Consider the following 13,265-nt stretch of genomic DNA (forward strand, 5'->3'; position numbering starts at 1 on the left):
AAGCAAACCCTGGCCCGGCTCACCGCCACCCACCTGGAAGAACTGCAACGACTGGCACCCCTGGTCGACGCGCTGGCCGACCCGGCTACCGCAACGCAGTCAGCGCGGTAGTCCGTGTTCGATGAGGCGGTAGGCGGTAGGCGGTGCGGTCGAATGGAAATCCTTGCTGGCCAAGTAATTCCGACATCGGATGCGGTCCCTATGTCCGCCGGATCGGCAGTTCGCTGAACGGAAGGACGCTGAACGGAAGGGTGATGATGATGGCCAACGCGATTTATCGATGTACCACGCGTCGGCTGTTCGCCAAGGCCGCGCTGGCGGCGGTGGCGATGGCGACTCCGGTGATGGCGGCAGTTCCGGGCGTGGCGGCGCCGACCCCGGTGCCCGGAATGGTGCAGGTCGATCGGCCTGGGGGGTGGGGCAGTAATAGCGCCCAGCCCGTACCCCCACCGGTCCCCCCGCCACACGGCTGTGACAACCAGGACTGCAACGGCAACGGCGGAACTTGCCAAAGCACCGGCGGGAACTGTGACAACAACGGCCAGCCCTGCTACGAGACCGACGGGAACTGCGGCGACGGCGGGACCGGTGGGGGTCCAGAGGTCGGCAATGCCCTCGGCAAATACACCGCCGTTCACCCGGCACATCGCGCAAGCCTCGACTTCGCCGGCTGACCACAAGACCAGCCCGTAATCAGCACGGAGGTAGTGGGTATGGGAAATGTCGATCGACCGGCCCGATTTCGACCGGTGGAGTCATCCAGCGGTCAGAGGGTAAGCGCCGCGGCGATCGGGGGAATCCCGGCCTGGGTCGGGTGGCGGATTTCTTCAACCTGTTTCTGTTGATCTTCATCCTCCGGTCGGGCATCCAGATCTTCGCCGATCACCCGCGGTTGTCCTTCAGCAGGGACTGCACCCCGGGAACCGAATGGTTTCGTGTTCAGCGTCGCGTCCCGTCCGATCCCCTGTGGATGGCGAAAGAGGATTCCGTCGGGTTGCCGCGACAGGTGGGGCTGCCCGGAATCCGGCATTCGATCGGCCTTCGGCTGTCCCCGGCGGATTGGGCCCCTCCCAGCAGGTGGCCTCCACATCCACCATGTTCAGATAACTCTCGGCCATACGACCGCACGCCAGCGGGTGGATACCCGCGCACGACAACGGTTTTCGGTGGCGTGCCAGCGGAGCGCCACTCACTCCGCGCGCAGTTCCAATCCCGTGTCGTTGGCGGAGTTGCGGAGGGTGAGTTCGTTGGAATCGATGGTGGCCTTGGTTTTTCCGTCCAGAGCATGCAGCACCTGCTGTTCGACCTCCATGACCTGCGGGTCGCACATCATGCGGGTGGTCGCGATCTGGAAGGTGACGGTGCCGTCGTCGATCTGGGCCGTGCCGGTCATGGTGTTGCAGCCCGCGCTGCCCGAAACCTTGCCGTCCGGGGTGATGGTCAGGGCGGGGCGGACCTCGTCGAGGGTGGCCGAGTGGATCTCGGCGTCGGGGCGCAGCAGGGCAGTCACGATCCAGGGCGTGCCGATCAGCGGTTTGTCCGGGTGGGCGGCCTTGCGGTCGAGCATGGTGACGGTGGAGCCGTTGCCCTTCAGGGTGAGCGTGTCGCCGGTCAGCGTCCAGGTCGGCTGGGAGCGCAGCAGGCCGTCCTGCCAGCCGTCCGCGCCCGCGAGATCGCCCGGGCATGCCATGAGCGTGGTCGCCATCTCACCCACCTGGATTGTATTGCCTTGCAGGTCAACGGGTCCGGTGGCGGTATTGCAGCCGGAGGTGGCCGAGATGCGCCCGTCGGCGAAGGTCAGGGTCAACGGCCCGCCACCCGGGATGGGGGTGCCCGCCACCGCGGTCGAGACGAAGGAGCGGCCCATGAGCGAGACGGACGGGATGTCGTTGACGCCGCCGTTGGAGGAGCATCCGGCCGCGGTCACGGCGGTCAGCGCGAGCAAGACCCACAGACGAGTTGCTGGCATATCCCCGATCGTACGGCGATCACACCGGTATCCCGAGTGCCGACGCGATCGTCCGCCCGGCCGAGTGCACGAACGAGCCCGCGCAGCTCAGCCGTGGGCGAGCGCCTGGTCGGTGAGTGCGCCGACGACCGGTCCGAGTGTCCGGGCATAGCTGACCGTGACGTGGTTGTCGTCGCGGTACACCAGGGTGTTGCCGACGATGAGGGGACAACGGACGGCAGTGCAGAACAGCGGGGTGAGGTCGGCGTACCGGCCGCCTCCGGCGACGGCCGCAGTCTGCTCGGCCACGACACCCGCGTCGTTCACCGCGACCGGTCGCTCGGGGGTGCATGCCAGGGCATCGTCGACGTGCTCGGACAGGCATGCCGGCACGGTGGTGTGCGGATCGGGTATCGGCCCGAGAACCAGGACGGCCGAGCCGATCGCGCGCAGCTGGGCAACCAGGCGGGTCAGGCCATCGATCCAGGCAGCGTCATAGGAGACGAAGCCGAAGTCTCCGCCATAGCGCCGGGACATACTCACCACGATCAGCCGTGGGCGTTCGCTCTGCAGCCGGGTCAGCACCTGGCCGCGCCATTGCTCGCATTCGGTGTACTCCCGGTCCAGATAAGGACTCGTAATGGGCAGGTCCAGCAGTGGGCAGGTGACCTTCGCCATGGTTTCCAGCCGCCAGCCCCGCGCCGCGGCGATCGGCTCCAAGGCCGGACTCCACATCGCGGCGTGCGAATCACCGACCAGGGCCACCGTGGTGTCCGAGTCCGGATTACCCGAGGCACACTCGGGCTGGCCCACATCGCGCCAGGAACGCACACACCCGTTGTTGAACACGTCGGCCTTGTCGCCGGACGCGTTGCCGAGTGAGGGAGTGAGATTCGATGGGACAGCCCGGATTTCGGCCGAGTCGGCGACCGCCGACTGCGTTTGCGTCACCAGCTGCCGAACCGCCTCCTCACCGGGGTCGGCGGCAGAAGTGGACGGTACGGCTGGCGCGACGAGCGTGAGCGCCGGCGCCGACATGCCGTGGCCGACCGGGGCGGGGACGAGCACGAGCAGTACCACCGCCACACAGATGGCGACAGCAGTGCACGTGCCGCCGCAGGCGAGGCTGAGCCTGGCAGAGCTGCGCAACTGTGCGGCGAAGCGGACCGGATTCTCGACCGACCAGTGCGTCAGCAGGGCGAGTCCGCCGGTCATCATGACCGCGCCGAGTGCGCCGACTCGCCCGAGCGGGTGGCCGAGCGCCAGGGGCGCCAACAGCAACACCGGCCAATGCCACAGATACAAGGTGTAGGACAGGCCGCCGATCGCCCGCACCCGAGCCGGAGCCAGTACCCGGCCGACCCCGAATCGTGGTGCGGCACAGCCGGACACGATCACCAGGGCCGTGCCCAGGACCGGCAGCAGCGCCGCGGCGCCGGGAAACGGTGTCTTGCCGTTCAGCTGGGTGCAGGCCGTGACGATCAGGACCAGGCCGATCCATCCGGCGAGCGCGGCCACCAATTTCGGCAGCCGGGACCATGCGACGGCCGAGAGCGCGACCATGCCGCCGACCGCCAGCTCCCAGGCCCGAGCGGGCAGCGAGAAGAAGGCCCAGGGCGGCAGCACACGGGTCCACACCAGCGAGATCGTGAACGAGGCGGCCGCGACAACCGCGAGCACGATCAGATACGGCAGCGGCGTGGCCGACCCGGTGCGGCGCCGCCGCACGAGCCAGGCCGTCGCCATGATGAGCACCGGCCACAGCAGATAGAACTGCTCCTCCACACCGAGCGACCAGAACTGCTGGAACGGCGACGGCGGTGCATCGGCGGCGAGGTAGTCGGTACCGTGCAGGGCGAGCCGGTAGTTCCCGGCGTACAACGCACTCGCGATCCCGTCGCCGAGGACCTGGCGGGCCTGCAGCGGCGGCAGCAGTACCGCCGCGCCGATCGCGGTGGTGACCAGGACGATGCACGCCGCGGGCAGCAGCCGACGAGCCCGTGCACCGTAGAACCGGGCCAGCTCGATGGTGCCGGTGGCCGTCGCCTCCCGGCAGAGTATTCCGGTGATCAGGAAGCCCGATATCACGAAGAAGACATCCACGCCGACGAATCCACCACCGAGCCCGGGCGCACCCGCATGGAAGAAGACGACGGCCAGCACCGCGACTGCTCGCAACCCTTCGATATCGGGCCGGAATCCCTCCCGGGGCGACGATGCATGCTGAACCCGGTCTGCCTGCCGATATATCAATCCGCTCCCGGCCGTGTCCGTCATGGGGCTGCATTGTTATCGATCGTGTGGGCCATGTCACCGCGACTCTCCGGGTGGTCCCATTTGCCGCTTCGCCCGCGCACCATCGCCATGCGGCCCGTGTCGATCCCGTCCTGCCACGGTCGGGCCGGATGTTTGCTGCACGCCCGGCAGCGGGCAGGATGGTCGGTCGTGAGTGAAGTTTCCCGCCCGCGCCGCACTCAGCAGGAGCGCCGGGGGCCGTGTCCTGGCAGTTCGACACCCGCCCGGACCTGATCTTGCGCACCGCCGAGGAGGTCTTCGACCGCCAGCTCATCGGCTACGCCATCACCATGGAACACCTTGGTGCCCAGGACAATCCGCTCGACGTGGCGCTGCGCTTCCTGCGCCGGGCCTGGCGGTTTACTCCGCGCATACCTCGACCCCGGCGGCGCCGGGTTGACCTTGCCGCTACGTCAACTCATAGCGTCGAGGCCATGAGCGAGCCCACCGAACCGGCCATCGACCGGACCATCTACCCCATGCCCATGTTCGCCACCTTCCGGGTGCGCGACCTCGCCGCCGCGACCGCCTGCTACCAGGCCGCCGGATTCATCGCGCTGGCAACCATTCCCGGCGCCGACGGCACACCCGTCCTGGTGCACCTGCGGCGGATGAAGTACCAGGACCTGCTGCTGGTCCCGGGCGAACCGGCGCCGGGCAGCACGACGGTCACCTTCGCCGCCGGCGGCGCGGACCTCGCCGCACTGGCGACAACCCTGCGCGAGTTCGATCTCCCGGGCCTCGGCGTCGAAGGTCCCGCGGACACCGCGTGGTACACCACCGATGTCACCCTCGACGATCCGGACGGCAACCGGGTCATCTTCACCGCAGCCCGCGAGGCCGAGCTGGACCGGGCCAAGGAATGGGCGGCGACCTTCGAGGGTGACTGGGTCGGCAAGAATTAGCGACGAGACGGGAGGGCTTCGTGGAGTGGACGATTCAGCAACTGGCCGACAGCGCCGGCGTCACCAGCCGCACGCTGCGTCACTATGACGAGATCGGGCTGCTCCCGCCCGCCCGGGTCGGCCACAACGGCTACCGCTTCTACGACGCCGACTCGGTGGCCCGGCTGCAGCGCATCCTGCTGCTGCGCGAGCTCGGCCTGAGCCTGCCGGTGATCGCCGAGGTCCTCGATCGCGAACACGACGCGGACAAGGCCCTGCACACCCATCTGCGGTTGCTGCAAGACGAACGCGCCCGCCTCGACGAGCGCATCCGGATCCTGCGCCACACCCTCGACGCGCGCGCCGGAGTCGACGGATCACTGCAGATGATGCTGGAGGGTTTCAACGATCCCTACCGCGACGAGGTCGTATCCCGCTGGGGTGAACGCGCTTTCGCTGTGAGCAACCAGTGGTGGCACGGCAAGTCGTTGCGCGAGCAGCGGGAGTGGAAGCGTGACACCGACGATCTGATCGCGTGCTGGATCGCCGCCCGCAAGGACGGGTGCGCCCCGGACTCCGGGCGCGCGCAGGCGCTGGCCGCCCGGCACGTGGCGTGGTTGCGGGCCATCCCCGGAACGCCACTGGCGGACGGTGATCGGGAGCGTTCCATCGCCATGATCGGCGGTCTCGGGCGGATGTACGTCGAGGACGAGCGGTTCGCCGCGGCCTACGGCGGGCCCGAACACGCTGCGTTCGTGCGTGATTCGCTCGACGAATACGTCCGCCGGACACTGTGAAGCCCTGCCGGGCCGCGAAACGCGTGCCCGGCAGGGCTTTTCACGCGCGCACGGCTCAGCTGCCGTAGACCTGGCCGGCGTTGAACGAGAACTGGTGGCCCATCGAGCTGCACTGCACCCCGCCGCGGTAGCCCTGCGTGCACGTCGCGCCCGCGTAGCTGATGCTGGCCGGAGACCACACGTCACCGCTGGACGGCAGCGCCTGGTTGCCGCCGGGCTGGGTGTGGCCGCCGCCGCTCCACTCCGGATGGGCGGGCCAGGCGGCGTTGTCGATGATCGCGGCCGGGGCATACGGCACCGGATAGGCCTGGCCACTGGGTCCGGCCAGTGACACGTACATCAGCACGCCCGCCGGGTTGATATCGCAGCCGACAATGCCATTGGCGGCGATCGAACAGTTGAAGCCACCGACATTGAAGAAAGCGGTGTCTCCGATGAGGAAACCCGACGGATCGGTGGGGTCGGCGGAAGCGATGCCGGTGCTGAGGAACAGGGCGCTCCCGGCCGCGGCGGCGAGCAGGACAGATCGAGTTTTCATCGTCATGAGTGCCTCTCCTGTAGTGAACCACCTTAGATAGCTGGTCATGTGCTATTGGTTTCAGCACTGGTTAACGGATACTACAGGTGGCTCGCTCGTCTTGCGGTGGCGGCGGGAATTCCGGGTGGGATACTCCTTCGTCAGGTTGATAGCTGTAAATAAGCTGTCGATGTGACGAGGAATTCATCGATGTCATGGCCCTGATGCGGCCCGGAAATTCGGTTGCGGCTTTCCTTGGTCGGCTGCGAATGTTGTTGTACCGCAAGCTCGATGGGGCGGCGGTTTCGGAAGGTTCCGGCCTGTGGAGATCAGCCGGTCTTGAAAACCGAAGGCGGGCAACGTGTCCCGGGGGTTCGGCTCCTCAGCATTCCGCGGTGTTCCGTCCTGAAACGAGACCGAATGGCGTAGCGATGTGGCGACCTCCCGTCTTCGGGCACAGGTGGTTCGATTCCATCCGGCCGGACAATGGCGTAGTTGCTCTGTCGGCACGGGCAGCCTGACTTTCACTCAGGATCCACGTCGGTTCGACTCCGACCTACGTCACCTAACGACCTCGTGCCGCGCCGGCCCGGCACTCTGAATCTCACTCGAGACAGCCCGAAGCGGCCCCCGAAACCGTGACGGTTCAGTCGGCGAGATGATTTGCCCGGGGCTAAACTCTGGTTAGCTTCGTTGGCGCGACACGCGCAGAACAAACGTTGATCGCTGCGATGGGACTGGGCCAGGATCCTGATCCGGCTGCTGGCGGGCGCTATTCACCGTCGCTGCCGCGACCGCCGTCCCTCCTCGGCCGTTCGCCGCTGGAGGTTGCCGGCCGGATGATCAGTCGACGATCTCGATGAGATCCAGCCGCAGCAGGACCGCATACAGCTCACGCAACGGCACAGCGAGCATCTGCGTCAGTGCCCCTGTCAATGGATCCGACCCGCCGCCCACACCAGTACTCATCACCCTCGACACACTGCGGATCCTAGGCGTCGAACACTCGAACGCACTATGACCGGGAGGCAACAAATGGCCGAAAAACCATCAACCGGCCACCAGAACGCCGTCGACCGTGTGCTGGCTGCGCAGGGTTTCGCAGTAGATCTGCCGGTGATCGGCCGGGTTCGCATCCCCCGGCCCGAGCAATTGGCGTACTACGGCGTACTGGGCGCGCTGGCCGCCGCGGAGATCATCGAATGGCCTGTCGCACTGGTCCTCGCAACAGGTCATTGGCTGCTACACGATCAGCACAATCGCATCGCTCATCAGATCGGCGAAGCCCTCGAAGAGGCGTAGATCCAATTTGCAATAGCAACTAGCCTGCAATTTCGGCAGCTCGGGTAGCGAAATATCGTCGCTACAACGGTCGGATCGGGTCGGCACCGCTTGGAAATGGCATTTTCTGCCTACGTCTCACGTGGACGAGTCGAGTGCGCCGCCTTTCGTTTCGATAACGTAGGGCCGATTAGAGCATCGCGGAGTATTCTGGCAACGCACTAGTTTCCGCACGAAGTTCTTTGCGCTACCTACGACGACTGGGGTGTGATGAGCAGCGTTGCATCGGACACTGTGAGGACGCTCGAGGCTACGGCCTCGGCGAGTGTGCATGCGGTCGAGGCGGCCGGTGGAGCCGTCGTCGGCGCGATGACCGGCGCGGCGCGCGGCACAGTCGAGGGCGCCGTATCCGGCGCTCGCAGTGGGATGGACGTGTCTGCCGCCACTGTGCTCGGCGTCGTTGCGGCCGGCTTGACCGGCCTGATCGAGTGGCCCGTGGCCGCCGCTGCGGGCGGCGTCGCGGGTGCGGTCTATCTGTTACGGCGCGCCAGAACCGAATCCGGCAAGCAGGACACGTCCGAACGACCGCGGCCGCGGGAGCGCAAGAGCACTCGGCCGAAGCAGTCCACCGCGGGTTCGCGACGGTCGCGAACCGCCGCACAGTAGTGGTATCCCTGCGCGGTCTGGCCACTGCGCCGATCCGGCTGCCCCTCGCGGCCACCGGAGCCACGGTGGGATTGTTCCGGCGGCCGGTCGCGGTCGCGTCGCGGCTCGCGGACCCGGCAGTCGCTCGAGCAGTCGCCGAATTCACCGAGGGCATCGGCCGGGAACTGAGCGCGCTCGTGGACCCGCAGCGCATGCGTACGCAGCGACGGCTCACGGTGCATGCCAACCGTATTCATGCCGAGGTCCGCGGCTTGCAGTCGGCACAGAGCGCTCGGGTAGCCGAGTTGGCGCGCAAGCACCTCGAGCAGGAACCGGAAGTGTGCTGGTTCCAGGTCAATGCCGCCACCGGGCGGGTCGTCGTGGCCGCGGACCCGCAACGCCTGTCTCCGGCACAGCTGGAAGCGATCCTGGAACGCGTCGAAGATCTCGCCGGAACCAGTGCGGAGCCGTGGAGCCGTCGACTCGAGCACCCCTCCGACCGGGAGCCGGTATTGACATCCGCGCTGCAGCTGGCCGGCGATCTCATCGGGATCGGTGTGGTGGTCACCGGGCGGTTGCTTCCGGCACCGCCGCCGGCCCATGTGGTCCGGGGGGCGGTGGCTCTCGTGGACGGACAGCCGAGGTTGCGCGGGGCACTGGAAGCCCAGCTCGGCCGCCACCGCGCCGACACCGTGATCACGATCGGAAATGCCGTGGGTCAGGCATTGGATGCGGAAGTGACCGGCCTGTGCGCCGACGCGATGCAGCGGGCGGTGCGGCTGGTCGAGGCCACCGCTCGCTACGCGCAGTGGCGGCGCTGGGAAGAGCTGATCGCCGACCCGGATCTGCCGGGTGTCGACGTCTACGATCGGCCCGAGCCGCGGCCGGTACCGCTGCCGCCCGGACCGATCGAGCGCTGCACCGAACAGGTCAGCGCCGCCGCGGCACTGGCCTCGGCGGCAACGCTGGTCGGCGGCCGCGCGGTCGCCGACGCCGCCGACGCCGTGGCGGCGGGCGTGCCGAAGGCGGCGCGGGCCGGTCGCGAGACCTTCGCCGGTGCGCTGTCGACCCTCATGGCGGCGCGCGGCGTGCTGACCCTCGATCCGTTCATGTGGCGCCGCATGGACCGGGTTTCCGCGGTGGTCGTCGACCGGGATGCTGTGCGCGGTCAACGGGCGGTGGTCCTCGACGCCGAATCCCGCGACGACAGCTGGCCGGTCGAACACGTGTGGAGCGCCGCCCAGCGGCTGCTCTGGTGCAATGGTGAGGAACTGCCCATCCCGCCACCGCCCGAGCATCGGCGTGAGAATCTGCATCTGGCCATCGATGCCGACCCGCGACTCGGCATCGACACCGATCCTCCCGGCCCGGAAAGCGATCCAGGGGGCCCGCGCTGGCACCTGCTGCACGAGCACGGACACGTGGTCGGGCGGGTGCTGATCGGAAGCGAGCCACATCCGGGTGCTGCCGGATTGCTGTCCACCGCCCGACAGGCGGGCCTGCGGGTGGTACTCATCGGTGACGAGAGCACCGGCGAATTGCGGCGCAGCGCCGATGAATTCGTGCTCGCCGGCGGGTCGGTGTCCGAGCTGGTACGGCGACTGCAACAGCAGGGCCACGTGGTGGCGGTGGTCGGTGGCGAGGCACATCGCGCCCTGGCTGCCGCCGATCTGGGCATCGGTATCGCCTCCCGAACTCCCGGCGCTCCGGCACGCATCCCCTGGCAGGCGGATGTGGTGTGCCCGGATCTGAGTTCGGCCCGGCAGATCATCGCCGCTACCGGCCCGGCACGCAATGTCAGTGAGCGCGGCCGGATCCTGACGCTGTCGGCGGCCACACTCAGCGGTCTGTTGCTCGCGTCCGGTCCCGCGGAGTCTCGCGCGGCGCGAGCCACCAGCCCGGTCACGGCGGCCACCCTGATGGGGTTGGCAACGGGTCTGAACGGCGGGCGCCGGGCCGCCCGCGCGACCGGGCCGGCCGAGGTGCGGCTGGTGCCGTGGCATGCACTGGAACCGGACGAGGTGCTGGCCCGCCTGCCCGCCCCGCACCGATCGGCGCCGCCGCCTCGCTCGCACGTCACCACCGTCGCCAGCCGGATATTGCAGCGATTGGCCACGCCCGCAACGAGTCTCGCCGGTCTCGTCGCAGATGTGCGCGGCGAGCTGGCCGATCCGATGACTCCACTGCTGGGTGTCGGCGCGGTCGCCTCCGCGCTGCTCGGCTCGCCTACCGACGCCGTGCTCGTCGGCACGGTGCTGGGGCTCAATGCCACGGTGTCGGCCCTGCAGCGCCGCCGCGCCCGGCTGTCGCTGGACAAACTCCTGCTCGGTGAGCGCTTGACTGCTCGGCGGCTCACCGAGGACGGCGAAATCGAAACTCCCGCAGACGGTCTGCTGGCCGGCGATGTGATCGCTCTGGCCACCGGCGAGGTAGTCCCCGCGGATGCGCGGCTGCTGGAGACCGATGGGCTGGAAGTGGACGAGTCCGGCCTCACCGGCGAGACCGTGACCGTGGAAAAGCAGACCCCCGCCACACCCGGCGCCCTGCTGGCGGAACGCACCGGCATGGTGTTCGAGGGCAGCGTGGTGGTCAGCGGCGAGGCGACCGCGGTAGTGGTGGCGGTCGGAACCGCAACCGAGGCCGGTCGTGCCCTCGCCGCCGCTGGGCCCCCTCCCAGCGGCGGTGTGCAGGAACAGCTGCGCAGCTTGACCGAACGCGTGCTGCCGTTCACCCTCGGCGGCGGAACCGCCGTTACCCTCACCAGTTTCCTGCGAGGGCTGCCGCTGCGCCCGGCCCTCGCAGACGGGCTGGCCGTGGCCGTCGCCGCCGTCCCCGAGGGACTGCCGCTGGTGGCGACGGTCGCCCAACTGGCCGCTACCCGCCGCCTGTCCCGCCGCGGCGTGCTGGTCCGCTCCAGCCGCACCATCGAGGCACTCGGCCGCGTCGACACCATGTGCTTCGACAAGACCGGCACCCTCACCGAGGGTCAATTGCGGCTGGTCGCGATTGCCGATCTCGACCAGACCTGGGATAGCGACCATCTCGCGAGCACGCCCCAGTCGCGGGGGCTGCTCCGCGCCGCCGCCTACGCCTGCCCCAACCCTGATGATGCTCCACTGGTACACGCCACCGACCGAGCTGTCGTCGAGGCGGCACACACATATCTGGGCCACAGACAGCCCCATGCCTGGGCACCCATCGAGGAGTTGCCGTTCGAGAGCTTCCGCGGCTACTCCGCAGCGGTGGGCCACACCGATCAGCACATCCGGCTCGCCGTCAAAGGCGCCCCGGAAGTGCTGCTGCCACATTGTGATCAGGTCCTGCGCACCGATGACGAAGGCCGCCGGGAGGCCCGGCCGTTCACGCCCGAAAGCCGCGCCGCCGCGGAGGCGGCGCTGCGCCGGCTGGCCGCGCAGGGGCTGCGGGTGCTGGTGGTGGCGCGGCGCGATTTCGCCTCTGCTCCGCGCGATCTCACCGAAGAGATCGAGCAACTCACCCTTCTCGGCTTCCTCGGTATTGCCGACAGCCCGCGCCCGCAGGCACTGGAACTGCTTGCCGAGTTGGCCCGCAACGACATCAGCGTGCGGATGATCACCGGTGATCACCCGATCACCGCGCGCGCGGTTGCCGAACAGCTCGCCATCCCCGCCGACACGGTGGCCACCGGCGCCGATCTGGACCTGCTGGACGAGGACGGCCAAGCCGAACTCATCGAGCAGGCAACAGTTTTCGCACGGGTATCGCCCGAACACAAAGTGCGCATCGTGTCCGCGCTCCAACGCCGCGGGCACACGGTGGCGATGGCAGGGGACGGCAGCAACGATGCGGCCGCGATCCGCACCGCCGATGTCGGTATCGGGCTGGCCGCTCGAGGGTCGGTCGCCGCACGGGAGGCCGCGGACCTGATCCTCACCGACACCGGCAAGGTCCTCGACCTGACCGTGCTGCAGGAGGCACTGGCCGAGGGCCGTGGCATGTGGCAGCGGGTCCGCGACGCGATCGGCGTGCTGGTCGGCGGCAACGCCGGCGAGGTGGCGTTCACCGTCCTGGGCACGCTGCTGTCCGGCCGAGCCCCGATCGGGACCCGGCAATTCCTGGTGGTGAACCTGCTCACCGACCTCGGTCCGGCAATGGCGCTCACACTCTCCGACACCCGGCCCGCCGACGACACCGAAACGACCGACAGGACACTCGGGCCACCGCCCGGTATCGACAGCGACTTCCTGCAAGCCGTCGCCGTGCGCGGCGCCTGCACCACCCTCGGCGCCGGCGCGGCATGGCTGCTCGGCCGCGCCACCGGCCGGCGCCGCCGCGCGGAAACGATGGCACTGGCCGCCCTGATCGGTACGCAGCTCGGGCAGACCCTGGTGATCGGCCGGCACAGCAGTTTGGTCTGGGTGACCGTGGCCGGCAGCTCCGTAGTCCTCGCCACGATCATCATGGTGCCCGGAGTGAACCGGTTCTTCGGGTGCGTACCACTGGGACCGGTCGCGTGGTCGATCGTGCTGGGCTGCGCCGCAACCGGCACTTGCGCGGCCCTGCTCACCGGCCGCGCGCTGTCCGTGCCGCCGCCCGACGTGGCAGGTTCGTCGTCATAGCTCAATGGTCGGAGCACCGCCCCTGAGAGGGCGGGGCCCTTTTCGATGACGGAGTCTCGAAGAGGGCTGAGACAATTCCTCATGCGAACAACCACAGTCGTCGTGCTTGCCGTGGCAGCCGCGGTGCTGGTCGCGGTACATGCAGCTCCCGTTTACTGGGTTGTCTGGTCCGTGCTGGTCGTACTTGCGACTGTGCTCTGGCTTGTGCGGCATTGACCAGGCGCCTCATCGGGGTGTTCGAGCTCGGCAAGATCATCTTTTGGTTCCGGCCATCACCGTATGCCGCTGGCCACAGCGGTT

General features: G+C 68.4%; 10 protein-coding genes, 1 tRNA gene and 1 pseudogene. 8 read left to right on the forward strand and 4 right to left on the reverse strand.

Annotated elements, in window-relative coordinates; translation table 11 throughout:
• Positions 1 to 260: 260 nt before the first annotated feature.
• On the forward strand, positions 261 to 674 hold the full coding sequence (locus ACFXKA_RS30090) for a hypothetical protein (RefSeq protein ID WP_379429878.1): 414 nt from the start codon (positions 261 to 263) through the stop codon (positions 672 to 674).
• Positions 675 to 791: 117 nt separating this feature from the next.
• Positions 792 to 1,042, forward strand: a pseudogene (locus ACFXKA_RS30095) (oxidoreductase); the annotation flags it as partial.
• 147 nt (positions 1,043 to 1,189) lie between these two features.
• Here the strand turns inward: ACFXKA_RS30095 and ACFXKA_RS30100 are convergent.
• Positions 1,190 to 1,969, reverse strand: coding sequence for an META domain-containing protein (locus tag ACFXKA_RS30100; RefSeq protein ID WP_379429879.1), 780 nt, complete (start codon positions 1,967 to 1,969; stop codon positions 1,190 to 1,192).
• A gap of 87 nt (positions 1,970 to 2,056) precedes the next feature.
• Complete coding sequence (locus tag ACFXKA_RS30105; RefSeq protein WP_379429880.1) at positions 2,057 to 4,225, reverse strand: acyltransferase family protein; 2,169 nt, start codon at positions 4,223 to 4,225, stop codon at positions 2,057 to 2,059.
• Positions 4,226 to 4,443: 218 nt separating this feature from the next.
• Between ACFXKA_RS30105 and ACFXKA_RS30110 the strand changes: the two genes are divergently transcribed.
• Both ACFXKA_RS30110 and ACFXKA_RS30115 read left to right on the forward strand, forming a co-directional pair.
• A complete protein-coding gene (locus ACFXKA_RS30110) occupies positions 4,444 to 5,148 on the forward strand; it encodes a hypothetical protein (RefSeq protein ID WP_379429881.1) in 705 nt (234 codons plus the stop codon).
• A 20-nt stretch (positions 5,149 to 5,168) separates the two neighbouring features.
• Positions 5,169 to 5,924, forward strand: a complete 756-nt coding sequence (locus ACFXKA_RS30115; RefSeq protein WP_379429882.1) for a MerR family transcriptional regulator — start codon at positions 5,169 to 5,171, stop codon at positions 5,922 to 5,924.
• A gap of 55 nt (positions 5,925 to 5,979) precedes the next feature.
• Here the strand turns inward: ACFXKA_RS30115 and ACFXKA_RS30120 are convergent, their stop codons facing one another.
• Positions 5,980 to 6,468, reverse strand: a complete 489-nt coding sequence (locus tag ACFXKA_RS30120; RefSeq protein ID WP_379429883.1) for a hypothetical protein — start codon at positions 6,466 to 6,468, stop codon at positions 5,980 to 5,982.
• A gap of 461 nt (positions 6,469 to 6,929) precedes the next feature.
• On the opposite strand from ACFXKA_RS30120, the gene ACFXKA_RS30125 reads away from it, so the two are divergent.
• Positions 6,930 to 7,005 (forward strand) — tRNA-Glu (locus ACFXKA_RS30125).
• Between the two features lie 279 nt (positions 7,006 to 7,284).
• Here ACFXKA_RS30125 and ACFXKA_RS30130 read toward each other — a convergent pair.
• A complete protein-coding gene (locus ACFXKA_RS30130) occupies positions 7,285 to 7,410 on the reverse strand; it encodes an Rv1535 domain-containing protein (RefSeq protein ID WP_354837538.1) in 126 nt (41 codons plus the stop codon).
• Between the two features lie 66 nt (positions 7,411 to 7,476).
• On the opposite strand from ACFXKA_RS30130, the gene ACFXKA_RS30135 reads away from it, so the two are divergent.
• From ACFXKA_RS30135 to ACFXKA_RS30145, 3 genes are all read left to right on the forward strand, one after another.
• On the forward strand, positions 7,477 to 7,743 hold the full coding sequence (locus tag ACFXKA_RS30135; protein ID WP_354837540.1) for a hypothetical protein: 267 nt from the start codon (positions 7,477 to 7,479) through the stop codon (positions 7,741 to 7,743).
• A gap of 273 nt (positions 7,744 to 8,016) precedes the next feature.
• Positions 8,017 to 8,388 (forward strand): hypothetical protein, encoded by a 372-nt coding sequence (locus ACFXKA_RS30140; RefSeq protein ID WP_379429884.1) that lies wholly within the window; start codon positions 8,017 to 8,019, stop codon positions 8,386 to 8,388.
• A gap of 65 nt (positions 8,389 to 8,453) precedes the next feature.
• Positions 8,454 to 12,965 carry an HAD-IC family P-type ATPase gene (locus ACFXKA_RS30145; RefSeq protein WP_379429885.1) on the forward strand — a complete coding sequence of 1,504 codons (4,512 nt, stop codon included), beginning with the start codon at positions 8,454 to 8,456 and terminating at the stop codon, positions 12,963 to 12,965.
• Positions 12,966 to 13,265: the final 300 nt, after the last annotated feature.

The sequence above is a fragment of the Nocardia sp. NPDC059228 genome (assembly GCF_042754245.1).
Classification (GTDB): Bacteria; Actinomycetota; Actinomycetes; order Mycobacteriales; family Mycobacteriaceae; genus Nocardia.